This window comes from Paenibacillus sp. EB106-05-06-XG162 (assembly GCF_058791655.1).
This window is the reverse complement of the sequence record NZ_JBYTDT010000008.1, coordinates 128,084-152,339: the sequence shown is the minus strand read 5'-3', so window position 1 is coordinate 152,339 and position 24,256 is coordinate 128,084. Positions and strand designations below refer to the sequence as shown.

The following is a 24,256-nucleotide window of genomic DNA, read 5'->3' as shown; positions in this document are numbered from 1 at the left end:
CTGAATTAGAGAGGTGAAATCATCATGAATAACAGCAACAGCACAGCGAATTGGAAAAAATCCGTTATCTATCAGATCTATCCGAAAAGCTTCCGCAGCGCGCAGCAGCGCGCTACGGGAGATATTCAAGGCGTTACCGAGAAGCTCGATTACCTTGCCTTCCTCGGCGTCGATTATATATGGCTAACCCCCGTGTACACTTCACCCCAACGAGATAATGGCTATGACGTCAGTAATTATTACACCATTGACGAGAGCTATGGCACGATGGAAGACTTCGATCAACTCATCGCGGAAGCACGTTCTCGCGGCATCGGCATCATGATGGACATTGTGGTCAATCATTCTTCCACCGATCACGCATGGTTCCAGGAAGCGAAGCAGGATCGGAACAGTCGCTACCGTGATTATTACATTTGGCGCGATCAACCGAACAATTGGGCGTCGAAATTTGGCGGCTCTGCTTGGGAATATGACGAAGTAACAGAACAATATTATTTGCATTTATTCGACAAAACCCAAGCAGACTTGAACTGGGAGAATGAACAAATGCGCGCAGATGTCTATGAAATGATGCGATTCTGGGCAGACAAAGGCGTCTCCGGCTTCCGGCTCGATGTCATCAATCTCATTTCCAAAAATACAGATTTCCCAGACGATCTCACGGGAGACGGACGCAAGCATTATACCGATGGTCCTCATGTGCATGAATATATTCAAGAAATGAATTGCGAGGTTTTCGCAGGCCGCGAAGTCATTACCGTTGGCGAAATGTCATCAACGTCCATCGACAACTGTGTACTGTACTCGAATCCGGAGCGTCGTGAGCTGTCGATGACCTTTAGCTTTCACCACTTGAAGGTGGACTACCCGAACGGAGACAAATGGACGGAAGCTCCTTTCGACTTCGCGATGCTCAAGCAGATTATGTCGGACTGGCAAGTTGGCATGCATGCAGGACAAGGATGGAACGCCCTCTTCTGGTGCAATCATGACCAACCGCGTATTGTATCTCGATTCGGAGATGATGGGATCTACCGGGAGAAATCGGCCAAAATGCTTGCCACCGCACTCCATATGCTGCAAGGTACGCCTTATATTTATCAGGGCGAAGAAATTGGCATGACGAACCCAAATTTCGTATCGATTGATCGTTACCGCGATGTTGAGACCTTGAACATCTATGGATTGAAACGGCGAGCCGGTCAATCTGATCAAGACATTATGGGCGCTATTCGGCAGAAGTCCCGCGATAACTCGCGAACACCAATGCAGTGGAACAATGCCGCCTACGCTGGCTTCTCAGAAGCTGAGCCGTGGATCGATGTCGCATCTAATTATCCCGAGATCAATGTCGAACGTGCGCTCAATGATAAGGAATCCATTCTGTATCATTACAAGAAGCTCATCCATTTACGCAAAACGATCGATGCCGTGACGGATGGCGCCTATCGCATCGTATGTGGTGATCATCCGCAGGTATGGGCTTACACCCGAACGACGAAAGACGAGACGCTGCTCGTCGTGAACAACTTCTATGGCGATCAGACTTCGATCGATTGGCGTACGGAACCCGGCGTGATGAATCAGCTGAACTCGGGATCTGCAGAAGTCCTGCTAACCAATTACGAAGACAATGTGCACCTAGACGGAACTTCTCTTTCGCTCCGTCCTTATGAATCGATTGTCTATCGCATAACAACACCAAATTAAACAAGAACCGCCTCATACGAGCGATATTTGTCGATATCCGTTCGTAATGGCGGTTCTTTGGCATTCCAAGATTCGCCACGAATTTTATGGTACGATAGGGGGACAGATTGAGCATGGAACGGGGGTTCGAATCATGACGAAATATGAACTTATCATGGAAGCGATCATTCAGAAGATCGAGACGGGCAAATGGAAAGAAGGACACAAAATCCCGTCCGAGACGGAACTGATGGAAGAATATGATACCAGTCGCGGTACCGTGCGCAAAGCGGTCGATTTGCTGCAGGAGCGAGGGTACGTACAGAAGATTCATGGCAAGGGCGTGTTCGTCCTGCGGAAGAAGAACATTGAATTCCGCTTCGGCGGCATCGTTAGCTTCGCAGAAGAGAATAAGCGATTAAACCGAAAATTTCAGACCAAAGTCGTCGAGATGGATACACTCACGGCAGATAAAGAGGTTGCGAAGCTGCTAAGTATAAAGACCAAAACGGCAGTCACGCGGATCAAACGGGTCCGGCATGTCGATGGAGAGAATGTCATTCTCGACGTGAACCATTTCGTCGCTGAACTCATCCCTGGTCTAACTTCGGACATCGCGGAAGCGTCGATCTATGCGTATATTGAGCAGACGCTTGGATTACATATCAGCTATGCCCAGCGGGTGATCGAAGTGCAGCCCTGCACGGAGGATGACCGGAAGTACCTTGATTTGAACGGGACCGACTATGTCGTTGTCGTCAAGAACTTCACACATCTCTACGACGGCAGACAGTTCGAATATACCGAATCCCGGCACCGCTGGGACAAGTTCTATTTTTCGGATGTGGCTCGGCGATAGTCGAATTCTAATCCCATCTCTGCTTCTAACCCTACGAAGCGAGGTGGGATTTATTGTGTATTCTGTGTCCTCCATGTCAATGAACACAACATGAGAATATTCTCATCGAGTTCTCATACTTCTCGGAAATCCACGTGTGCCCTAATCAGTCCGATGGTTAGGTAAATGATGGGATTTTTTTGTATGTTATGTTGGTATCAGGTGATCGAGACGCTTCACCACAACATTTCATTTCGAGGAGGAAATTAACAATGAATCCTACACAAAAGTTCGGTAAGCTGCTTCTAGGCACAAGTCTTAGTCTTTCCTTATTATTCACTGGAGGTATGCTGATCCCCCCTCAAGCCGCACATGCTGCACAAGCTGCACCTCTATCGACATCTACATCCATCGCGGATAACATCGCTGCTACAGGCAAGCAATTCATGGGGGTTCCCTATAAATTCGGTTCGAAGTCCGGCGTAACAAGTACATTTGACTGCTCTTCATTCACACAGTATGTCTTCAAACAAAATGGAATTTCCCTTCCGCGTGATTCGAGACAACAATCCCGGGTGGGGACATATGTATCACGGGATCAATTGAAACCAGGGGATCTCGTCTTCTTCTACAACCCTATTCATCATGTGGCTATCTATATCGGAAATGGGCAGCTACTTCATACGTATGGCAAACCTGGCGTGACAATTACTAGCCTAAGCTCATGGGAATCTCGGATTAATACCATCCGTCGCGTACTACCTGACAATGGACAAGCCGTGGATCCAACCAATACGACAAGTCCTGATCAAGGCACCAACGTCCAACCGACAACGAAACCGGATCCTACAGATCAGTCCCCGTCCCATCCGTATAAAAAGACGAAACACAGACACGGGTACCGGAACTACAATCAACAAAACGAAAATGAATAAATTGGCATCCTGGTAAATGCCAATGCTCGAAGGGAGCCGTTCGCGGCTCCTTTTGCACGGGTATGCTAGTGAATACCTTCCTCTTTAACATGGGCTGCATAGACAGGCAATGCAACCCGAAAAGTACTTCCCCTCCCCAGTGTGCTGGTCACAGTGATCTTGCCCCCATGGTTCTGCACCAACTCTTTGGCAATGGATAGCCCCAATCCCGTCCCTCCCGTTTCTCTCGAGCGCGCTTTATCCACCCGATAGAACCGGTCAAAAATTTTGCCCTGATCCCCCTCTGGAATGCCGATCCCTGAATCCGCTACGGCGAAGAACACTTCCTCTTTACTTTTGCCGACACGAATTTCTATGGATCCTCCTGCACGCGTGTAGCGTATAGCATTCTCGAAAAGAATGACCACCACCTGCCGAAGCTGCTCCTCATCCCCCAAGACATATACATACGGATCTAATATTTCCTTCAGGGAAATGTTCATATCTTGACGCCATAATTGTCGAATTGCATCTTGAACCGTGCTGCCTAAATTCACTTTATCTTGTTTCATTGTGATATTGCCGGTACGCGCTAACGTTAATAATTGATTGATCAGACGCTGCATGCGTTTACTTTCTTGATCGAGCGCTTGAATGGATTGTTCCAAGACTTGAGGATTTTGTTTGCCCCAGCGCTGAATCAGCTGTACATTACCTCGAAAAGCCGTAAGCGGGGTTCGCAGCTCATGAGAAGCGTTCGAGACGAAGCTTTTCTCCCGTTCGAATTGATCTTCGAGTCGATCTAACAAATAATTAATCGTCTTTGCTAAGTCTGAGAGTTCTTTCGGGGTATGCGGGACAGGAATACGCAGCTTCATATCCGTAACGTCGCTCATTCCTCGCATGGCATGCATGATTGCAAATAAAGGACGCATGTTTCTCCGTGTAAGATGATAAATTAACAAGGATCCGATGATCATACTGAAAATTCCCGTGATACTTAAGACTCTAACAATAACCCCTAGTAAATGCACAATATTGTTCATCTGCACCCGGATATGAATCGTCATCGCATGTCCATTACTGTGATGGACGATATTGTCGTAGAAAAATAAGCCCTGCGTCGCATCCCATTGGAGGGGGCCAATCCAAGTTAATTCGACCGTTTCTTGACCATGACCATCCGTAGTCACTTCCCACCCCCGAGAATGTGCTACCGTAACTCCTTTGGAATTTTTGATCTCCACATTGTAATTCGCGTGGTCCGGATAGAGAACCTCATCCAGCATCTCTTGCCAATCGTCGACCGTTTCCTCGATACCATTCGTTATTTTTTGTTCGACAGCCATCAGTTCATTCTTCGTATCCTGGACCAGAAAATAACTTACAGCTCCCATAATGCATAGACCGATAAATAGAATAATCGCCAGGAGGCTGAGTACATACCACGCGGTAAAGCGAAACATCAACGTATTGACTGCTTCTTTCATCTGCTTCATCATCTGTCATCCTTAGCCAGAACGTATGACATATCCAACACCTCGAATGGTATGAATTAATTTGGGGATATGCTTGCGATCGACTTTATTGCGAAGATATCGAATATAGACATCCACAACATTGGTCTCCCCCGCAAAATCGTAACCCCATACCGCTGACAATAAGCGTTCTCGGCTGATAACCTCACCTTGATGCTGCATTAAGAAATGAAGCAGTTCGAACTCCCGCTGCGTGAGCTCGATTCGTTCTTCTGCTCTCGTAACCTGCCGTTTTCGAATATCGATGACCAAATCTTCCACTTGAAGCACATCCATAGAGGATCGATTCATTTCTCGATAATTACGCCGTATGTTGGTCCGTACTCTAGCGAGTAACTCCTCGATTTCAAAAGGCTTGGTTATGTAGTCATCTGCCCCTGTATCTAATCCGGCAATTTTATCTCCGATGTAGTCCCTTGCTGTTAGTAAAATGATCGGAACTTCACTCGTTCTGCGAATCCTGCGGCAGACCTCGAGCCCATCCAACTTCGGAAGCATCCAATCCAAGAGAATCAAGCTCCATTCCGTCTGATGAAACAACGCAAGCGCCTGCTCTCCGTCTGGGGCAACCGTTACCTCATACCCCTCATGCCGAAGTTCCAATTGAATAAACTGTGCGACATTCGGTTCATCTTCGACGAGTAAAATTTTCGCTGGCGACATCGTTTCACCTCATTGAATAGATATCTGTAGTCTAACCCCAGCTTCAGTAAACATGCAGCAGACAAATGAGAGCAAGATGAGAAAACTCCAATGAATCTCTCATGCAAACTTTCTTATTTTTTCATTTTCCTCTGATAACATGGTACAAGTAAGGAAAAATCAAAAAAGAAAGGTTGATAAGCATGAAGAAAAAACCATTACTCATTGCAGGCTTGGTCGCTATGATGATCGGAGGCGGTGTTCTGGTTCAAGCATATACTACCCCAGACAATAAAGCCTTTGCTGCGCCTAAGAGCCCTACAACAGCAACAACGGTAGACACACAGAAAGATAAAGATACCGACCCTGAGGTAGCAGATGATACCGAGCAAGTTCAATCAACTGATGCAACAACGCATCAAAACTCGAATACCATGAAACAAACGGAATCAGAAGATAATGATCACGGTGCCGTAGAGAAGGAATCTACGAATCAGGATCAGCAAGACCAGAGTGATGGCGACGGAGAAGTAGAAGACGGCCCGAACGAATAAGTAAAACAACAAAACAAGCCTAGTACGCTGCGGTACTAGGCTTGTTTTGTGGGTATGTACATGTATAAAGTGAAAAGCCCCCCCTAAAAGGAGAGCTTCTTACGGAAGACATCTATATTATTTCTTAGGCTCGGATTTGCTCGCGTAACGCTTATCCCACTCAGCCAGAATGCCGTCACGATCTACAGCAGCTTTGATCAGGTCGTTCTTGATCAATTGCTTGAGCGGATCTTGCGCATAGCCTTCAGGAATGGATGCCCCTTCTTGCTTGATACTCAGAATCGCATAGTTCTTGTTATACTCTTTCATTGGCGCATCGCTGATCGCCCAGTCCAGGAATGCTTGCGCTTCTGGCTTGATGTTGTCCTTCTTCACAAGCGCATTGGCTTCTAGATCCCAACCAGAACCTTCAGATGGGAATACAACTTCAACTGGGGCACCTTTTTGCTTCTCTTGAATACCACGGTATCCGAAGGACAATCCGATGACAGCTTCACCTGTTCCTGCCATTTTCGCTGGCTTCGAACCGGAATGTACATACATCAACATGTTGTCATTCAATTTGTCCATGTATTTCCACGCTTCATCTGCACCCATCAATTGCAAGAACGCATTCACTGTCAAATATCCTGTACCGGACGAAGAAGGATTCGGCATGACGATAAGCCCTTTATATTCTGGTTTGATCAAGTCCGCATACGATTTCGGAACCGGTAGTTTACGCTTCTCTAGCTCAGCTGTATTCGCAATGATCGCCGTTTCCCATGCGTCGATCCCTACCCATTTGGTCGGGTTCGCTGTATCCTTGAATTCTGGCGCTACACGCTCTACACCTTTTGGTGAATAGCCTTCTAGCATTCCCTTCTGATCGAGCACGAGCAAGCTCGTTGCAGCTAGACCCCAGATCACGTCCGCTTGCGGATTATCTTTCTCCGCGACTAATTTGGAAGTAATAACGCCCGTTGAGTCGCGTACGATGTTCAGCTTCACATTCGGATACTGCTCCTTGTATGATGCCAAATAGGCTTGAATTTGATCATCTTCCATAGCTGTGTAGATGGTTAATTCACCAGAATCAGCTGCTTTTGTCTCTGCTGGTTTATCGCCCTCTGCAGCTACCTCCGTCGTCGAACCTCCACCTTGGGCACATCCTGACAATAATCCGATACAGAGCATGAGCGTCATGGCCCATTTGAACGAGTTTTTCATGATTCGATATCCCCTTTTCTATGTTCCCATAATGAATGTCGGCATTTGTTTCTTGCTTACATATTCAATATAAAGGGTAATGATCAAGACAAGATCAACGTCATTTTAAGGTTTTATAAATATTCGCCGGCATAGGCTGCAAGACGTTCCACGCTATGCATTCCTGGGTTCTTGCTGCCAATGGTGAACTTATCGGTCTCACCGTAGAAGCCATGAAAGTCACTGCCCCCCGTCGGGATCAAGCCATAGCGCTCTGCAATCTCCATCGCCTTCTTCTCTTCGGCCTCACCATGTGTCGGGTGCCGCACTTCGATGCCAGCAAGCCCTGCATCGAGGAGTGCAGGGAGCATATCCCAGCTGTCATACTGATGCGGATGGGCAAGAACTGGAACGCCGCCCGCTTCACGAATCGCAAGAACGGCATCGCGGGCATCGAGATACGCCAGCGGAATATAGGCTTCGCCTGGCGCCGTTCCCTGCCCACCACGAGCAAATAATGTACGGTACAGCTCGCCATAAATTGAAGTCGTATACCCCTGATCGATCAGGGCATGCATAATATGCTGCTTGTAGACCCCTGTACCGCCCTCTGCATAACGCTCGACCTGCTCCCACGTGATGCCGTAGCCCGCTTCAATCAATTGCTCCACCATCTGACGGGATGCGTTCTGACGCCGTGCAATCAAGGGATCGCACAACGCTGAGATCGCCGCATGTCCCGGCTTCACATGGAAGCCTAGAATGTGCACACGGCGGCTTCGTTCGAAGTCATACCCGGATATTTCGATACCCGGAATAATTTGAATGCCCTGTTCCTGCCCAACGCGTTGCGCATGCATAAGACCCAGCGTCGTATCATGGTCATTGATGGACAGCACCTCTACCCCGTTCTTGCGCGCGAGCTCGATCACTTCCTCGATCGTCATGGAGTTATCCGAGATTTTCGTATGACAATGCAAATCGATCATCAGTCACAGCCTCCCATGCATAATTCGCTTCATGCACCAGGGTACCGCCCACCCATGTCTTACGAACAACAGGATATCCGCCGGCTTCCTCTACGAGCAGCAAATCTGCCGTACGACCCACTGCGATTGAACCGTAGGAATCCTCTATTCCAAGTGACTGTGCCGGGTAATAGGTCACCATCTTCACAGCCTCTGCTAGATTGCCAGTCGTCTCTGCGATCTTAAATACCGACGGAAGCAGCGCAGCCGGGAAATAATCGGAGCACAGGATATGCGCAGCCCCTGCTTCAACCGCATCCATTGCCTTCATGTTGTTATTGTGGGAACCTCCGCGAACGATGTTCGGCGCGCCGATACTGACGTACATGCCTTGTTCCATCGCATATTTCGCAGCCTCCAGCTTCACGGGGAACTCACTAATGACAGCCCCGAGACGATGCATGTAATCCACCTTCGCGGTCGTATCGTCATCATGCGAGGCCATCTGGACCCCTTGCGAAATGGCGTAGTCAGCCAGGTTCTGAAGCGCATCCCAATCGACATTCTGCTTGAACTCGACCAATTGATTCAAGAAAGCTTCTGCCTCATCTTCTGTAATCTGCTCATAGGCTGCGAGATATTTGCGGTAGGACTCCCAATTCCCGTATTGACCTTGCCCTGGGGTATGATCCATCAGGGACAAGAAATCAATCTGTTGCTCCGAGATCAGATCATGGACTTGTTGAATTCCCGCGACATTCGTGATCTCATACCGATAATGAATCCGATGCCTGATCATCGATGAGTCATGGCGTTTACGGCCTACATAACGAATAATACGGGCAACCATCTCATCATTTCGTACCGTCGTGCCATCGGAAGAGCAGATCGAATGGAATAGTGTCGTAATCCCGTAGCCCGCCATTTTCTTCTCCAAGCTCGCCATGGCGAGCTCCAGCGGGAAAATACTGCTCGGACGCGGTGAAATCTCCTTCTCAATCGAATCACAGTGCAGCTCAATCATGCCCGGCATGACGTACATCCCTTGCGCATCAACGATGACGCATGACTCCCCCGCCACAGCAGCAGGGGGCTCGAACGCTTCCGACGCATCTGCACGAATCACTTCCTTAATCAAGCCGTCTTGAATGACAATGTGTCCCTTCACAATGTCATCTGGCAGTATCATTTGTGCATTCGTTATGATCGTTGTCAACATTCCGCACCTACACCTCCGACGAGCAGTCCGCCCACCATATTGAATTCCTTATCCACGACCGATTCCATAAAATCCAAATCATGAAAAATCCCGATCATACTCGTACCCATTCCCTTAAGCTCCATAATCTTATCGCGAACAAAGGCCTTCGAGACGTGATCAAGCGATGCCGTCGGTTCGTCAAGAAGTAAGAAACGCGGTCGCTTCACCATCGCGCGGGCGAGATTGAGGCGCAGCTTCTCTCCACCGCTGAACGTATTCGGGTAAGCATGCCAGAGTGATTCCCTAAGCTCAAAATGTCTGAGCATCTCTGCCGCTTCGTCCACCGCTTCATCCTGCGACTTCCCATTCATCACCAGCACCTCAATAACCGCTTCGAATGCGGTCACCCGTGGCAAGAGTTTTAGAAATTGCGAGACGTAGCCGATCTCTTGATGCCTAATATCAAGAATCTGCCGCTCAGTCGCTTTTGCCAGATCCACCAAGCCATACGACAACGAGTTGTACCAGATCTCGCCTTGCGTCGGGATATACGTGCGATAAATGCACTTCAGAATAGTCGATTTCCCGGCTCCGCTCTTCCCTGTAATCCCAATAAATTCACCAGACCTTAACGTCATGTTAATATCGCTGCAGCCGGCAATTTGTTTCTGATCGAATTCGTGCAGTGTGAATGATTTATATAAATTGCGAATCTCGAGCAAGTTGTCCATGGGGTTCGCCTCCTAGATCATGGAGTTAATTAAAGTCTGGGTATACGGGTGCTGCGGATCTTCCATGATTTGATCCGTCAGACCTTTCTCCACAATACGTCCGTTCTTCATCACCACAGTACGCTGTGTGAGCATGCGAATCACCGCGAAATCATGGGAGACGACGATCATGCTGATCCCAAGCTCCCGCTGAATCTGTCGGATTAAATCAAGCACTCGTGCCTGTACGGATACATCCAGCCCCGTCGTCACTTCATCCAGCAGCAAGAGGGGCGGATTGTTCGCTAACGCCTTGGAGATCTGAACCCGCTGCTGCATCCCGCCGCTGAAATATTTCGGTTGATCATCCATCCGTTCCAGCGGAATTTGGGTCTGCCCGAGCAAATCCTTCGCCCGCTCCCGAATCTCGCCGACATGGCGCCACTCCGCCATGAGCAATTTCTCGGCAATATTGCCGCCACTGGAATGAGATAACCGCAGCCCGAGATGCGGGTTCTGATACACCATCCCCATCAGATGGTTACGTACCCAGCGCTTCTGCTGACGGCTAAGCTCGAACAGATTGTCTTTCCCGTCCTGATAAACTTGTAAATGAAATGTCCCTGATGTAGGTTCCTCGTCGAAATATAATGTTTTGACCAACGTACTTTTGCCTGAACCGCTCTCCCCGATAATCCCTAGCACTTCTCCGGGATACAGCTCCAGATGAATATCCGCGCAAGCAATGACCGTCCCACAGCTCGGACAGACGTTCCGCTGATGCTCCGGGCCTGTAAGCTCTATACATGAAGGACAACCTGCCCCGTATTGTTTACTCAAATTCGAAATTTGCAGGATTGATTCCATCCCAGATCACCCCGATCTCTACAGACTCGCCGGCCGCTTGCCGCTGACGTTTATCACAATAGCTCGTATCCGAGCAAGCAACCTGCTTCGCTCCCGTTACCGCATCATACGACTCTTCCAAATACGTATGCGTACTGCCGCATTTCGCACATGGCTGATCGAATTGCTCCACCTCAAATGGAATATCCTCAAATTGAAGCGGCGTGACGTCGGTATATGGCGGAATCGCGTAAATCCGTTTTTCCCGTCCCGCACCGAACAAAAACAAGTTGTCGGCTTGGTGCAGCTTCGGCACATCGAACCTTGGAATCGGCGACGGATCGCACAAATAATGACCGTTCACCATGACCGGATAATCATAGGAAATCCGAATCTCACCATACTTTACAATGTCCTCGTACAAATGAAGCCACATTCTACTGTAATCCCGCTCCGCATGCATACGGCGCGTCTCCTGCTCACTCGGCTCGACGGTTCGCAGCACTTCCGGCAATGGCACTTGGAAAATCAAAATTTGATCCTCGCGCAGCTTCTCTTCCGGAATACGATGCCGCGTCTGAATGAGACTTGCTTCGAGCGAATCGGTCGTCGGCGTGACGTCGCACATTTGGCAGATCAATTCTCGCAAGTTGCACGCATTGACGCTGTCATCGCTGCCTTGGTCAATGACCTTGACCGTATCTTCAGGCCCGATGACGGACAACGTCACTTGCAGTCCACCTGTCCCCCAGCCGCGGGCAATCGGCATCTCACGCGAACCGAACGGCACTTGATAGCCTGGAATCGCAACAGCTTTCAAGGTCTTCCGTCTGAGCTCCCGCTTCGTCAGCTCATCAAGAAATGCGTAATTATAGGCTTCCATGCGGCGCCGCCTCCTTCTCTTGTTCAATCTCTCCATCTGCGCTTCGATCACCCTTCTCGTTAATGGAACGAACGCGCTGAAGTTCAGCTTGGAAATCGACATAGTGAGGTAATTTGAAATGAGAGATAAAGCCTGAAGATTCAATGCCGTCGATATGATACAGGACGAATTCCTCGTCTTGTGCCGGCGAATCCGCATTTTGCTGCTGCATCGTCTGATCCAGAATGCTCATCGAAATGGCCTTATCCTCGTTATGACCGAAGCATAATCCATAACCAACCGCGAATTGCGCACGACCCGCAGCTTCACGGTGATTCTCCGCGTGTACGCGTACAACCATCTCCGATTCGGTGACGAGCACACGACCAATGGTCATCGTCTCGCCAGGATAGAACGGATGTTCAATCTCTACGGGCACATACCCAACGCGCAGTTCTCCAATCGTCGGATGGACATCCCCGTAACCGCGTACGCTGGAATATGCAAAAGCCATCAGAGCCCCGCTCTCTCCACGCGCCAGCGTCTGCAATCTTGCTGATCGTGAAGCCGGGAAGCTGATCGCATGACGGGTAATATCATCGATGACCACCTCCTCGTCTTGAGGTTCCCCAGCAGCCAACAACCCTTCAGCACGCAATAACTCAATGACACGTGGGAAAACCGGCATCTCGCTCTCTCCGTTCCCCGATAATTCCTCCTGCACGGCCTCTGTTAAGCTCTCGGATAAATAATTCGTTACATACTTCATAATCTCGGATGAATCTTCATCCATCCGGCTCATATCCAGCAGCCGCTTCGTATAGTCACGGGTAGGCCCGAGATACTGTCCGCCGGGTACTTCCTTGAATGTTGCCGAGATACGACGAATTACATCCATATTCTCGGTCTGGATCGGCAGCGTATAGAAATTACGCACCAGCGTCGAGCGGAATGCCCGCAGCAGGAACGAGGCTTCCAGCACGTCCCCTTCAGCCTGCTTGAGTGCGAGCGCAGCGAGATCGGGATCGTATAAGGAACCTTCGGACATAACACGATCGACAGCGAGCCGCATCCCTTTGCGAATCTGCTGCACCTCCAGCGGTGCTCCGCCTTCCTTCCACGGGATGTACTTCAACAGCTTCTCTGCTTCATGAATCGCATGGCTTCCGCCTTTAACTGCTACATAAGCCATCTACGCCACCTCCCAACTGAATTTCGTACTGCGCGGCACACAAGCCACGCGTCCCATCTCATCGACGAAGATCCAGTCGATCCCTAGCGGGAACTCGGCATTACTGACCTGCCATCCGGATACTAGACTTCCTGCGAGACCATCAATCCATAGCTGCTGCTCCTCCGCAATGCCCGGACCTCGCATCGTCAGCTTCACACTTCCCTTACACCCTTCCGAACCTGCACCTAACTCATGCACGCGGCAAATGATCGTTGCACTCTCATCCGGGAAGGTAAACGTCCCTCTTTTGCAAGACGCAATATCGACACTCGCCTGTGCAGCAGCATCGGTGGTGGTGAGGAACACATAATCACACGCCTGCAGTTCCTGTCTGCGTGATAAGGTATATAACTGAAGCTGCTCTGCCAGCGACATATCTCCAATAACCTCATAGGACACCGATTGATCGAGCAACATCATCCCTAGCGCAACAATGTACGCATCCGCAGCTTCACGACGAACGAAGGACGGTGCTTCAATCTGCACAATTTTGCCCGGTCTCGACATGGCATCCAGTACCTGACGATACACTTGTTGAACTGCATGCACACGCTCCATTGACTTCACACCCACACTCATGTTTCCACCTCCTCTTCGGTATCCATCAATTGAAAATCAACCTTCGTCCGCTCTATTAATGCGAAATCCGCCTGACGACGCTCCAGCAGCTCCTTCTCCTGCCTCGCAATCCAGATGCGGAACTGCTCCCGGAAATCATTCCATTTCAGCTCCATGTTGTGATGCACCGCGTCAAGCATTGCGACAATCCGCACCTTTTCCAGGGCATTCCCCATGACTGCGCCATATCCAACAACGCCATCAACCGTCAGCGTCGCTTCCGAAATCAAAATTTCCCCTGCATTGAATACTTGATGTTGTACCGATTCCTGCGCCCGCATCATCACCATGCCAAGCGACGCCTCGTTCACATCCTCCACACGCCCCATCTGAGCAATATGACTGCCCCATGGCCGCAGCGCTTCAACCCCCATCTCAGCGATTACAGCCGTATAGCCGCCCATTCGTGTATGCTTTTGCTCCATCCCTATCGCTCCCCTCAACCATCTCGTGTTATTTATCGATCATGCTACCTATTTCGCTTGGATCCAGCTCGTATCGTACTCCTCAAGCGTCTTCGCCCATGCTTCGGGTAGCTCAATATCGCAGATGATCATGTCAACTTCGCGCAAATCCGCGATTTTATACATTTTCACTTCTCCGATTTTCGAATGGTCTGTCACGATAATCGTCTGTTCCGACCGCTCGATGAACTTCCGCATTAAGGAGCCGCGCTCGGCATCATAGCCTGTAATGCCCTTCTTCAGTTGAATCCCGTCAATGGAGATAAATGCTTTGTTCGCCTGAAAATACTCGAGCATTTGCTCCGCCAATACCCCTGTCACTCGATCCTGCTCCGTGTTCACTACCCCGCCAAGCAACAAAATCTCAGCGTCTAGCATGCCGAGGTTCTTATACTGCTGAAGCAGCTGCAGTGCAGGCAGTGCATTCGTAATGACCTTCAAATGCTTCACATTGGTCAAATAATGGATCATTTGCAGCGTCGTCGTCCCATCATCGATAAATATCACGTCATAATCCTGCACGAGCCCTGCACAGGCACGACCGATCTTTTCTTTCTCGGGGGCAAATAAATGCTCACGTAGTGCAACGCCCGGTTCCATCCGGCCCAAGGTCAGCTTCACCGCCCCACCATAGACCCGTTTAAGCTTATTTTCCTTCTCAAGCTCCTCAAGTGTCCGACGTACCGTTTCGAATGAGACTTGAAGCGTATCCACAAGCTCGTCACTGCGAATTTTGCCTTCCAGATGAATTTTGTTCACGATATATTCCTTGCGTTCTAATGCACTTAATGACATAAATACCCCTCCAATTCACAAGCTCACTGTAAGGGATTCGTGTCAAAGGGGCATCAAATACACATGAAGATTATGTAAAGATGTGTTTTTCATGTGTGTTAGTGTGTGGTTTATCCTTTTAGAGGTTCGCATATTGTGGGAAGACAAGACGTAGAATGGAATGAGACAAGCAGAACTTATGCCATATAAAGGAGGACATGTTGTGCGCCATACAATCGTATTCGCTGCGGGGAACGTTATCGCATTCGCGCTGGTATTGATCATCAATGTGCTGGCAGAAAGGCTGCCGATAGGCGGGTACACGACGGGAGAAATTTCGGCGATGTACCCCTCCCAGTTAACACCAGCTTCTTACGCATTCATGATCTGGGGATTGATCTACACTGCGCTATTGCTGTTCGTCATCTATCAGCTGCTGCCTGCTGGTCGGGCTCGACCGGAGATACAGCGGATCGGCGGATGGTTCATCGTAAGCTGTGCCATGAATTCCGCATGGCTCCTGCTGTGGCATTATCAATATATCGAGTCCACCCTCTTCATCATGCTGGGGCTACTGATCTCCTTGATCGCTATCTATTCACGAAGCCGAGTACCAGGACCGCCCGTCCGGGATGCAGCAGCCTACTGGCTGCTCTCCGTTCCGTTCAGTCTCTATCTTGGCTGGGTGACGGTGGCATCACTTACGAACCTCTCCGTCTTCCTTACCCATACCTACGGAGAGCAGCAGGAAATTACGGGGTTATCCCAGCTCACTTGGTCGGTCATCCTACTCATCCTCGCTTCGTTCATCGCCCTGTGGGTAGCCTACCGTCATCACGATCCGTTCTACCTGCTTCCGATCGTCTGGGGACTCATCGCGATTGGGGTGGGACAGCAGGAAACGGCGATCATTGTCTATACCAGTTGGATAGCAGCAATTTGGCTCGGAATCGCCGCACTCCGTATGGCATGGCGATCCTTGCGCTGGCAGTGTGTCACATAAGCGTCTCGTTTAGCGCGCTGTTTCCATGGAGAAGCCATATACCAAAAAACCCCTAGGCGCATAAGCACCTAGGGATTCGTTCATATCGAACCTTGGAAGGTTCGTGTTATTCGATTCAATCTTAGAATTGGTTCCAGACAATGGTCTCTTGTGCTGGGAAGCGGTGGCTCGGACGGCCTTCTTGCGCTGCTTTACCGACAGAGATCAACATGATTGGAATGTAACGGCTAGGCACGTTGAATTGCTCCGCAAATTGCGTTGCATTGTAACCACCCATTGGGCAAGTATCGTAGCCTTTTGCTTTTGCAGCAAGCATCAATTGCATAGCAGCAAGGGATGCATTAAGAACCGCGGAATCGCGAGCCACTTGCGGGCTCTTATAAGCGCCTTCGATTTGACCAACAAGTGAGTCCTTCACTGCTTGCGGCAATTGACCTGCTTTAACCGCACCACCGAAGATCGGCTCTGCATTTTTGTTCGCTTCAAGGTCACCTAATACCGCGATGACAGCCGAAGCTTGAACCACTTGCTCTTGTCCGTAAGCGATTGGAAGCAATTTCTCCTTCTGTGCTTGCTCGTCGATTACAACGAATTTCCAATGCTGCAAGTTCCAAGCGGATGGTGCTTTCGTAGCTGTCTCAATTAGCTCAACAAGCTCTTCCTTGGAAATTTTGAACGATGGATCATATTTTTTAACGGAGTGGCGATCCGTCACCACTTGCATGAAATCTACAGATGTTGTTGTTGACATCATATATTCCTCCAGTTGTGTATGAATGTGATATAAGTTACATGAATTCCGTTTCCCATTATACAATGATATTTGTTGAGTTGCAAACAAAAATATAGCGACTTGTTTTTACATATGAAATTATTCTTCGTGAGTACATTTTGCCTAGGCTTCGTTATTGAAAAAGACTTTATAGAAGTACATTTTCCGTTCTTCGTCGTACCCTTTCTCCAGATAGTCGAAGCTTTCATTGTTGACCTTGATCTCAATGTTCGTGTCGAGCTTGATGTCGTTCTTGAACTGGCGTTTGACTTTGCGAAGCGCCGTCTGCGAAATGTTGAAGTCCGTCATTGACGGCAGCTCCCTCATCTCCTCATACGTTTCCTTGTAGGTCTTGAACATATCGATATAGCCCTGATCGCGAATGACTTCCTCGTAGAATACATCCTGCGTGAACTGCTCATTGCTCGCAAAATGCTGAATCGTCTCGTTCAGGAAAACCAGCTTCTCCTTCTTCTCGAACTGATCATTCGTCGTTGCGACGACATCGTCATAGAAGTCCGAGCACATCCGGATATACTGATCGGTCATATAGTGCTCGTCCACCAAATCCCTGACCTGCAGGAAGTCATCCCTCCAATAGACTGCCTCGTTCTGACTCCCCTTATTCGATAAGTCGACCAGACTCACATGGAACCCTGAAGATGCTTGGTAATTAAAAATAATGCATCCCTTGTCCAATTTTTTGATGTTCACGCCCTGCTCGTATTGGAGCTCAAATGCCGACGAATCCCGCTCATCGATCTTGAGGAATTCATCCTTATGCTCGGATTTGAAAATGCCCACGGCATCGACTTTGAAATTATCGTAGAGAATATTGTTGAAATGCACGACGTACAGCTCACCCGACTTAATCTGCGGATGCGAAGACTGTTCGTACAAATGCCTTAACATATGCACCGACTGGTCATAAAATGTCGTACTATCTTGGAAAATCGCGTTCGCAAATGTATAAACTTCATTCAGTGCCAAGTCCGCCTCGTGATGGAACCGATACGTCGCATCGAACTTAAACGAAGCAAGAAAATACTTCAATAGCGCAGCACGAAGCTCGTCATTATCAATGACGGTCAGCTCCTTCGCGATGACGACACCTTCATCCTTCGATTTATTGCCTACTTTATGAATAACAAGATCTTGAATTTCGATATTGGTTAGATTGATCATTCGGTCTCCCTCTTTCCTACGCGTCACCTTCGCGGTCTACAAAAAGTTCGAGTTCAAAAAGTCGGCATTTCAGCACCTGAGAGTTTTCGAAGAAAACTTACTTCGTAAGTATATGCTAAGGTTGCGAGAACCTGAAGAGCTTATGCTTCCGTAGAGAGTTTTCCTTCGAAAAACTTTCAGAGGACCGGAGTTTAGGCAAAACCTAAATGAGTACCTGAAATGTTTCCAAAGGAAACATACTTCGTATGCATAAGCTCTTCGAGGGTGAACGCAAGATTCGATGTCGATTATGCTTCTTGAAAATAACTTCGTGATCAAATGATGACTTTTTGAACAACCTCATAAAGACACTTTCCCAGTATACTCGAAAATAACGCGCATAGGCAGACTTGACCTTTCAGTTCATTCACTTTTGCTTCGTCTGATAAGCTGCGACCATCTGTGCCCGATCCGCTTCAGACAATCGAGGACAGCTTAGGCAATACGTGCCACCCTCTGTCTTGTACGCCAGACAGCATGCACTCTTCAGCCGCATTTTTTCCCCCGGTTCATAGGGACTATCCATGTAACGGAACTTCACTTGGAATGGGTTCTTCACGCGTCCGAACACTGTCGGAGACAGCTGATGATGCAGCACATCCATATCTTCGGCCAGATGGATTCGCTGCACTTCATCGATCGGCTCTTCCAGCCATTGCTCGTAATAATATTCGAAATACGTCGGAATGATCCCCCATAGCGCTCCAACACTAATCCCTGCCGCGGAGGCTAAGGATTGGAGAATCGGGCGAACCTGCTCACTGTAAAAGGAGGTCATTAGCGACGTGACGAGAAGTGATCGATTCGCAAGCGGTACCGTCGTCCCTTGAATCGATTTCAGATCAAACTTCAGCGTAATATACCCGTCCGGATGCGCTACGATGTGAACGCTCATGAGGTTCATCGACAGATCGAGATGAATCCCGTAGCGCCAGATTGCATAATGAAAAGCCGCGAACATCCGGGCGAATTGTGCCGTGAAATACGTCGCCGCCACATCAAGTGAGAGTGCCTTCAGCTCCGGGGCATATGCGTTTAGAAATGCCAGCGCACCTTCGCGTTCTGTGAGCTGACGCAGCTCGAAGGTTGCGATGGCGGGAGATGTGTCCTGATGGGTAATCATATATTTATCTAAAATTTCAGTTGGGATGTGCAATGGAAGATCCTCCTTCAGCGGATGAAGCACTAGCGACATGATTCGAGATAACGCTAATAGTGATAATGATAATTAATATCAATACCAAAATGATAATCTTCCAGCTTCACCCTGTCAATTCTAAAACGTGCACACGCCAAAACGCCCGTCTTCTTCCCCAATGGAAGAAGAACGGGCGTTTTATATCAGGAAATATTAGAGGACTTGCAGGCAGACCGGTTTGGTTACTTCTACACGATCCGTTGTTGCTTCTGGCAATCCTTCTGGATTCAATCGAATCACGAGCATCGAATCCGAATTCTGATTCGCTGCCAGAATGTACGGTGCGTCTGGCACAAGCGTGAAATGACGCGGGAAGTTCCCTTCCGTCGCTATGAGACCCGCATACTTCAATTCACTCGGGTGTTGAACGGTGAACACGGCAAGACTATCTTCCCCGCGGTTCGATCCGTACACAACGTTGCCCGAAGCGGAAACGGTAATTTCGGCGCAGTAGCTCTCCCCTTGGAAGTCTGGAGCCAGCGTCGACAACTTCTGTACAGCTGTTAATTTGCCTTGCTCCCGGTCTATCTCGAATACTTCGACTTCTGATGTCAATTCATAGATGACATAGACATAAGGAGCCTCCGGATGGAAATCCAAATGACGCGGTCCAGAGCCTGGTGTAACGTGCGCGATCGAACGCTCGATTAATTTGCCATCGGACGTTAATTCATACGTAACCACTTGATCCAGACCAAGATCCGCTACAAGGAAATATGACGTGCCTGGTATCTGCTTAATGGAATGCGGATGCGGGGTTTCTTGACGATCTGCTCGAACGCCATTTCCGACATGCTGTACTTGGTCAGACATTGAGCCGATCGCGCCCTCTGCTGTGATTGGATAGACGCAAATGCTGCCCGAAGAATAGTTCACGAGCAAGAGATAGTCTCCCGATGCATCCACTACGACGTAACAAGGATCTGCCCCTAGGGTAGACTGTCTGTTCACTTCTTCCATCGTGCCCTGCTCCAGATCATAACGCAAAGACACGACAGCCCCATCACCTGTCTCACTCACAGCATACACGCAGTTGCGAGGAGCATCTACGGTTAAGAACGATGGATTCGCCACACCTATAACGCCACCCACACGCTTCAGACGACCCTCTGCTTGATCGAATTGAAATAAATGAATGCCCTCTTCTTCCTTCGGCGCATACGATCCAACAAATACTGCTCTGTTCTGCGTCATTACGATATCCTCCTCAACGATTTCTTATGTAATCCACATGGCGATAACGATACTATCATTCTACCTCCTTTTACCATACGTTTCACCACATGATTTTAATCCCCACAAAGTGGTGCATTGGCTTCGAAGCGATCAGGTACTTTGCGGAGAGCTCGAAATCTAAAATAACCCAGCCTTGAAACAGGCCGGGTTATCATCTATTCGTCTACTAAATTTTGAATTTCCCAACTTGGGCTTGCAATTGCTCTGCCATCGTCGACAGCGAGCCTGCCGACGTGCTGATCTCTTCCATCGAAGCTAGCTGTTCTTGCGTCGCTGCCGATACCGTCTGCGATTCTGCAACCGCTACTTCAGCCGCTTGTGAGATTGAGTTAATCGAGCCTACCACTTGTTCCGTGTTCACAGACATTTGCTGAACACTCGCAGATACGTTCTGAATTTCATCGGATACTTGATTGATCGAATGATGAATATGTTCGAACGCTTCGCCCGCTTGGTTAACCGTACGGATTCCCTCTGCAACTTCTTTTCTACCAATCTCAACGGATTGCTGGGTCGTCTTCGACTCTTTCTGGATCACCGTGACAAGCTCGGTAATCTGCTGTGCCGATTGTGCCGATTGCTCGGCTAGATTACGCACTTCATTCGCAACCACAGCAAACCCTTTGCCGTGCTCCCCTGCTCTTGCCGATTCAATCGCAGCATTAAGTGCAAGCAAATTCGTCTGTCTCGCAATTTCCGTGATGATCTGTACGATTTCTCCGATATCTTTGGAACGATTCGTCAGACCTGTGATGACGCGAGATAAATCTTCCATCGTATGGTTAATTGACTGCATCTGCTGAACTGCGGATTGAATCGCTGTGTTCCCTTCGACAGACTTCTCTGCCGTTGCGATGACCACATTAGATACGCTCTGGGCATTCGCATTGATCTGCTTCACGCCTTCCGACATCTCGTAGACAGCTTGAACACACTCGGATACGCTCTGCACCTGATGTTCTGTCCCTTCTGCAACACGTTGAATCGATGACGAAATTTGCACGGTCGCTTGACTGGTCTGCACGGATCCTGCGTTCAATTCTTCGGAAGAAGCTGCCACGTGTTCAGCTCCTGCATGAATTTCTTTGAGCAGCTGATGCAGATTGTTCTTCATACGATTGAAGGAAATCGCGAGGTCACCAATTTCATCGCGATTCTTAATGACTAATTCCGGCTCCGTCAAATCACCATCTGCGATCAGAGATGCCGATTGCGAGATCCTTCTTAGCGGTCGACTAATCAGAACGGATACCGCGTATCCAATCACAATAGCTAGAATCGAGGTAACCACAATCACGATCAGGTTCATCAGCTTCAAGCCGTTCGCATATTTTGAATTCTCCTTACTGCCTTCGTCAAGCAGCTGCTGCTGCGCCTTTGCTAGCTTATCCGCTTCATATTCCATCTCACGGCCAATGGGAATGACATTGTTCGCCGCTTGCTTCACCGCGGCAACAATATCCGTCTTGGATAAGGCGATGACCTTATCGGACTTCTCTGCGAACGATTTACTTAATTCCGCCAATTTGGCGATCGTCTTCTTATCGTCCTCCCGGTTCACCATCTTCCCGAGCGCTTCTAATTGCTTCAATTGCAGATCATTTACCTGCTTAAATCGCGTTAAAGACTCCTCCGTATCGGAGAGCAAATAATCGCGTAGTCCGCTAGTCTGCGAAATCGTGCTCTTAGATATATTCGAAGCGCCCAGCAGGATTTCAACCCTCCGTTCGAGTAGGTCCTGGTACGAATGATCCATCTTGGTCAAGCTGTTGAAAAGAATGATGCCTGAGATGATAAGGATGGCCACCACCGCCAGGAAACTACATATTAATTTCTTCCGAATGCTGAATCTCATCTTTTCTCTCCTTCCAGTCCAATGGTCTATGGTCTATTTTTCCAAGTAATTATAGCTGGATTTCCTCCAACATTCCAGCATAATCCATTAAAGTTTTACAAATATCTACAATTAACGACAAAAAAAGACACAACGATTCGAGCTTTTCCATGCCAGTTCGAACGTCATGTCTGTCTCATATTATATATCGGTCAAATGTCCTAAATTGTGAACTTTGACGTCTGAGCCTGAAGTTGCTCCGCTCTCTTCGAGAGCGAATCCACGAAGGAGGCGAACTCTTCCATTGAAGCCAGCTGCTCTTCCACAGCCCCCGTAACCGTCTGCGATTCCGATGCAGAACGCTCTGTCTTCTCAGAAATGGCCTCCATGGACTTCACAACTTGGGCCGTATTCACATTCATCTGCTCAATACTGCTCGACGCAAGCTGTATTTCATCGGACACCCGAAGAATCGCTGTCTGAATATGGCCGAAGGCTCCCCCTGCGAGATTCACAATTCGGATACCCTCTTGAATCTCCTCACGTCCCACTTGGCACGATTGAACCGTCGATGCTGAATCACTCTGAATCTTCGAGATCAGCTCCGTAATCTGCATCGCCGATTGCGATGATTGCTCAGCGAGTAACCGAATCTCTTGCGCAACCACAGCAAACCCTTTGCCATGTTCCCCTGCACGAGCAGACTCAATCGCTGCATTCAGAGCTAACAAATTCGTCTGCTTCGCGATACTGGTAATGAACTCAACCATCTTGTTAATATGTTTCGAACGATCACCGAGCTCAACAATGATCTGGAATAACCCATCAATCGTCTGCTCAATCGATTGCATTTGTGCAATCGCTGCCTGGATGGACTGATTACCTTCCTCCGACTTCTCACGCGTCACGACGACCGCATCAGCCACTTGCTGTGCATTGTCGGAAATCTGCTGCGCACCCACCGTCAATTCCTGCATGGCTTGTACACAGACGGCCACATTCTGTACTTGGTGATCCGTGCCTTCCGCTACACGCGTAATGGATACAGCAATCTGCTCTGTAGAACGATTGGTCTGCTCCGCGCCTGCCGCGAGCTCCTGGGAAGAAGCCGCCACATGCTCAGCACCTTCAGAGATCTCGGTAAGGAGATGACGAAGATTACGGCTCATCTGATTGAAGGATTGTGCAAGGTCGCCAATTTCGTCGCGATTCCGAACCTGAATATCGGGGTCGGTTAAGTCTCCATTTGCAATGTTCTGCGCCGATCGCGAAATTTTCACGAGTGGTCTACTGATCAATCGTGACAACATATATCCGATGATGATGGCGAGGAGAAGCGAAAGACCGATCGTACCATAGCTTAACACCTTTAAATCAGCGACCATCGACGAATTCTGAGCAGTACTCTGCTTCAATACTTCTTCTTGTTTCTTAGCGATCTGATTGGTAACCCTCTCCATCTGTTTACCGACAGGGAGAAGATTATCTGTCGCGTTCTTCACCGCTCCCTCCCGATCTGTCGCTGCCTCATTAATGATGTTCTCTGCTTTCAGATTGAAGTCCCGACTCAAAGCGACCAATTGATTCATCAGCTGCTTATCCTCGTCCTTCTCCATCAACTGCAGTGTGCCGTAGATAAGTTGAATTTCACCCTGACTAGCTTGCTTCATTTCTTGAATATTCTGTTCATCATTGGTAAGCAGGAACTGTTGAAGGCCGCTCGTATGCTGTGTTGTATATGTCGATATGCGTTCAACGTTTGACAAAATCTGGGTGTCTCGATGCAATAATGTCGTATACGATTTGTCCATGCGACTCAAGTTCATTAATAGAAATCCGCCTGAGCTCACCAACAAAATCGCTACGATGAGAAAACTGATGATTATTTTTCTAGTTATGCTAAACCTCATTCTCACGTACCCCCCGATTGAATAAAATGCGATCTA

Annotated in this window: 22 protein-coding genes and 1 pseudogene; 5 read left to right on the top strand and 18 right to left on the bottom strand. The window is 48.7% G+C overall.

Annotation, left to right across the window (positions count from 1 at the left end; translation table 11 throughout):
• The first annotated feature begins 24 nt into the window (after positions 1–24).
• From treC to AC3WU2_RS18115, 3 genes and pseudogenes are all read left to right on the top strand, one after another.
• Positions 25–1,713, top strand: a complete 1,689-nt coding sequence (gene treC, locus AC3WU2_RS18125) for an alpha,alpha-phosphotrehalase (RefSeq protein ID WP_492456508.1) — start codon at positions 25–27, stop codon at positions 1,711–1,713.
• A gap of 130 nt (positions 1,714–1,843) precedes the next feature.
• Positions 1,844–2,551 carry a trehalose operon repressor gene (gene treR, locus AC3WU2_RS18120; RefSeq protein ID WP_492456594.1) on the top strand — a complete coding sequence of 236 codons (708 nt, stop codon included), beginning with the start codon at positions 1,844–1,846 and terminating at the stop codon, positions 2,549–2,551.
• 251 nt (positions 2,552–2,802) lie between these two features.
• Positions 2,803–3,291, top strand: a pseudogene (locus AC3WU2_RS18115) (C40 family peptidase); the annotation flags it as partial.
• A gap of 239 nt (positions 3,292–3,530) precedes the next feature.
• Here AC3WU2_RS18115 and AC3WU2_RS18110 read toward each other — a convergent pair.
• Both AC3WU2_RS18110 and AC3WU2_RS18105 read right to left on the bottom strand, forming a co-directional pair.
• Positions 3,531–4,946, bottom strand: coding sequence for a sensor histidine kinase (locus AC3WU2_RS18110; RefSeq protein ID WP_492456507.1), 1,416 nt, complete (start codon positions 4,944–4,946; stop codon positions 3,531–3,533).
• Positions 4,947–4,955: 9 nt separating this feature from the next.
• Positions 4,956–5,645 carry a response regulator transcription factor gene (locus AC3WU2_RS18105; RefSeq protein WP_492456506.1) on the bottom strand — a complete coding sequence of 230 codons (690 nt, stop codon included), beginning with the start codon at positions 5,643–5,645 and terminating at the stop codon, positions 4,956–4,958.
• Positions 5,646–5,827: 182 nt separating this feature from the next.
• Between AC3WU2_RS18105 and AC3WU2_RS18100 the strand changes: the two genes are divergently transcribed.
• Positions 5,828–6,178 (top strand): hypothetical protein, encoded by a 351-nt coding sequence (locus AC3WU2_RS18100; RefSeq protein ID WP_492456505.1) that lies wholly within the window; start codon positions 5,828–5,830, stop codon positions 6,176–6,178.
• Positions 6,179–6,295: 117 nt separating this feature from the next.
• On the opposite strand, the gene AC3WU2_RS18095 is transcribed toward AC3WU2_RS18100, so the two are convergent.
• From AC3WU2_RS18095 to AC3WU2_RS18050, 10 genes are all read right to left on the bottom strand, one after another.
• The gene (locus AC3WU2_RS18095; protein ID WP_492456504.1) at positions 6,296–7,387 is read right to left on the bottom strand and encodes a putative 2-aminoethylphosphonate ABC transporter substrate-binding protein; all 1,092 of its coding nucleotides are present in this window, start codon (positions 7,385–7,387) and stop codon (positions 6,296–6,298) included.
• 113 nt (positions 7,388–7,500) lie between these two features.
• The gene (locus AC3WU2_RS18090; protein ID WP_492456503.1) at positions 7,501–8,355 is read right to left on the bottom strand and encodes a PHP domain-containing protein; all 855 of its coding nucleotides are present in this window, start codon (positions 8,353–8,355) and stop codon (positions 7,501–7,503) included.
• On the bottom strand, positions 8,318–9,553 hold the full coding sequence (gene phnM, locus AC3WU2_RS18085; RefSeq protein WP_492456502.1) for a phosphonate metabolism protein PhnM: 1,236 nt from the start codon (positions 9,551–9,553) through the stop codon (positions 8,318–8,320). The genes AC3WU2_RS18090 and phnM overlap by 38 nt, the downstream gene beginning before the upstream one ends.
• Entirely contained in the window at positions 9,547–10,266 is a 720-nt protein-coding gene (locus tag AC3WU2_RS18080; RefSeq protein ID WP_492456501.1) for a phosphonate C-P lyase system protein PhnL, read from the bottom strand. The genes phnM and AC3WU2_RS18080 overlap by 7 nt, the downstream gene beginning before the upstream one ends.
• A gap of 12 nt (positions 10,267–10,278) precedes the next feature.
• Positions 10,279–11,112, bottom strand: coding sequence for an ATP-binding cassette domain-containing protein (locus tag AC3WU2_RS18075; protein ID WP_492456500.1), 834 nt, complete (start codon positions 11,110–11,112; stop codon positions 10,279–10,281).
• The gene (locus tag AC3WU2_RS18070) at positions 11,078–11,974 is read right to left on the bottom strand and encodes an alpha-D-ribose 1-methylphosphonate 5-phosphate C-P-lyase PhnJ (RefSeq protein WP_492456499.1); all 897 of its coding nucleotides are present in this window, start codon (positions 11,972–11,974) and stop codon (positions 11,078–11,080) included. The genes AC3WU2_RS18075 and AC3WU2_RS18070 overlap by 35 nt, the downstream gene beginning before the upstream one ends.
• Positions 11,961–13,145 carry a carbon-phosphorus lyase complex subunit PhnI gene (locus AC3WU2_RS18065; protein ID WP_492456498.1) on the bottom strand — a complete coding sequence of 395 codons (1,185 nt, stop codon included), beginning with the start codon at positions 13,143–13,145 and terminating at the stop codon, positions 11,961–11,963. The genes AC3WU2_RS18070 and AC3WU2_RS18065 overlap by 14 nt, the downstream gene beginning before the upstream one ends.
• On the bottom strand, positions 13,146–13,766 hold the full coding sequence (phnH, locus tag AC3WU2_RS18060; protein WP_492456497.1) for a phosphonate C-P lyase system protein PhnH: 621 nt from the start codon (positions 13,764–13,766) through the stop codon (positions 13,146–13,148).
• A complete protein-coding gene (gene phnG / locus AC3WU2_RS18055; protein WP_492456496.1) occupies positions 13,763–14,230 on the bottom strand; it encodes a phosphonate C-P lyase system protein PhnG in 468 nt (155 codons plus the stop codon). Before phnG ends, phnH begins: the two co-directional genes overlap by 4 nt.
• Positions 14,231–14,278: 48 nt before the next feature.
• Complete coding sequence (locus AC3WU2_RS18050) at positions 14,279–15,064, bottom strand: DeoR/GlpR family DNA-binding transcription regulator (RefSeq protein WP_492456495.1); 786 nt, start codon at positions 15,062–15,064, stop codon at positions 14,279–14,281.
• Between the two features lie 202 nt (positions 15,065–15,266).
• Between AC3WU2_RS18050 and AC3WU2_RS18045 the strand changes: the two genes are divergently transcribed.
• Positions 15,267–16,046 (top strand): TspO-related membrane protein, encoded by a 780-nt coding sequence (locus AC3WU2_RS18045; RefSeq protein ID WP_492456494.1) that lies wholly within the window; start codon positions 15,267–15,269, stop codon positions 16,044–16,046.
• 121 nt (positions 16,047–16,167) lie between these two features.
• Here AC3WU2_RS18045 and AC3WU2_RS18040 read toward each other — a convergent pair whose 3' ends face one another.
• The 6 genes from AC3WU2_RS18040 to AC3WU2_RS18015 all read right to left on the bottom strand — a co-directional run bounded on the left by AC3WU2_RS18040 (position 16,168) and on the right by AC3WU2_RS18015 (position 24,220).
• A complete protein-coding gene (locus AC3WU2_RS18040; RefSeq protein ID WP_018758776.1) occupies positions 16,168–16,797 on the bottom strand; it encodes a nitroreductase family protein in 630 nt (209 codons plus the stop codon).
• 144 nt (positions 16,798–16,941) lie between these two features.
• Complete coding sequence (locus tag AC3WU2_RS18035; RefSeq protein WP_492456493.1) at positions 16,942–18,003, bottom strand: nucleoid-associated protein; 1,062 nt, start codon at positions 18,001–18,003, stop codon at positions 16,942–16,944.
• 406 nt (positions 18,004–18,409) lie between these two features.
• Positions 18,410–19,198: a (2Fe-2S)-binding protein gene (locus AC3WU2_RS18030; protein ID WP_018758778.1), complete on the bottom strand. Its 789-nt coding sequence runs from the start codon at positions 19,196–19,198 to the stop codon at positions 18,410–18,412.
• 195 nt (positions 19,199–19,393) lie between these two features.
• The gene (locus AC3WU2_RS18025; protein ID WP_492456492.1) at positions 19,394–20,434 is read right to left on the bottom strand and encodes a lactonase family protein; all 1,041 of its coding nucleotides are present in this window, start codon (positions 20,432–20,434) and stop codon (positions 19,394–19,396) included.
• Between the two features lie 208 nt (positions 20,435–20,642).
• The gene (locus tag AC3WU2_RS18020) at positions 20,643–22,331 is read right to left on the bottom strand and encodes a methyl-accepting chemotaxis protein (RefSeq protein WP_492456491.1); all 1,689 of its coding nucleotides are present in this window, start codon (positions 22,329–22,331) and stop codon (positions 20,643–20,645) included.
• 200 nt (positions 22,332–22,531) lie between these two features.
• On the bottom strand, positions 22,532–24,220 hold the full coding sequence (locus AC3WU2_RS18015) for a methyl-accepting chemotaxis protein (protein ID WP_492456490.1): 1,689 nt from the start codon (positions 24,218–24,220) through the stop codon (positions 22,532–22,534).
• Positions 24,221–24,256: the final 36 nt, after the last annotated feature.

Bases quoted from the DNA above. Each gene is read 5' to 3' on its own strand.
- phnG (WP_492456496.1), bottom strand. From the start codon at position 14,230: ATGGAGCAAAAGCATACACGAATGGGCGGCTATACGGCTGTAATCGCT.
- phnH (WP_492456497.1), bottom strand. From the start codon at position 13,766: ATGAGTGTGGGTGTGAAGTCAATGGAGCGTGTGCATGCAGTTCAACAA.
- AC3WU2_RS18110 (WP_492456507.1), bottom strand. From the start codon at position 4,946: ATGATGAAGCAGATGAAAGAAGCAGTCAATACGTTGATGTTTCGCTTT.
- treC (WP_492456508.1), top strand. From the start codon at position 25: ATGAATAACAGCAACAGCACAGCGAATTGGAAAAAATCCGTTATCTAT.
- AC3WU2_RS18075 (WP_492456500.1), bottom strand. From the start codon at position 11,112: ATGGAATCAATCCTGCAAATTTCGAATTTGAGTAAACAATACGGGGCA.
- AC3WU2_RS18065 (WP_492456498.1), bottom strand. From the start codon at position 13,145: ATGGCTTATGTAGCAGTTAAAGGCGGAAGCCATGCGATTCATGAAGCA.
- AC3WU2_RS18015 (WP_492456490.1), bottom strand. From the start codon at position 24,220: ATGAGGTTTAGCATAACTAGAAAAATAATCATCAGTTTTCTCATCGTA.
- AC3WU2_RS18050 (WP_492456495.1), bottom strand. From the start codon at position 15,064: ATGTCATTAAGTGCATTAGAACGCAAGGAATATATCGTGAACAAAATT.
- AC3WU2_RS18090 (WP_492456503.1), bottom strand. From the start codon at position 8,355: ATGATCGATTTGCATTGTCATACGAAAATCTCGGATAACTCCATGACG.
- AC3WU2_RS18100 (WP_492456505.1), top strand. From the start codon at position 5,828: ATGAAGAAAAAACCATTACTCATTGCAGGCTTGGTCGCTATGATGATC.
- AC3WU2_RS18095 (WP_492456504.1), bottom strand. From the start codon at position 7,387: ATGAAAAACTCGTTCAAATGGGCCATGACGCTCATGCTCTGTATCGGA.
- AC3WU2_RS18080 (WP_492456501.1), bottom strand. From the start codon at position 10,266: ATGGACAACTTGCTCGAGATTCGCAATTTATATAAATCATTCACACTG.
- AC3WU2_RS18040 (WP_018758776.1), bottom strand. From the start codon at position 16,797: ATGTCAACAACAACATCTGTAGATTTCATGCAAGTGGTGACGGATCGC.
- phnM (WP_492456502.1), bottom strand. From the start codon at position 9,553: ATGTTGACAACGATCATAACGAATGCACAAATGATACTGCCAGATGAC.
- AC3WU2_RS18035 (WP_492456493.1), bottom strand. From the start codon at position 18,003: ATGATCAATCTAACCAATATCGAAATTCAAGATCTTGTTATTCATAAA.
- AC3WU2_RS18020 (WP_492456491.1), bottom strand. From the start codon at position 22,331: ATGAGATTCAGCATTCGGAAGAAATTAATATGTAGTTTCCTGGCGGTG.
- AC3WU2_RS18025 (WP_492456492.1), bottom strand. From the start codon at position 20,434: ATGACGCAGAACAGAGCAGTATTTGTTGGATCGTATGCGCCGAAGGAA.
- AC3WU2_RS18105 (WP_492456506.1), bottom strand. From the start codon at position 5,645: ATGTCGCCAGCGAAAATTTTACTCGTCGAAGATGAACCGAATGTCGCA.
- AC3WU2_RS18070 (WP_492456499.1), bottom strand. From the start codon at position 11,974: ATGGAAGCCTATAATTACGCATTTCTTGATGAGCTGACGAAGCGGGAG.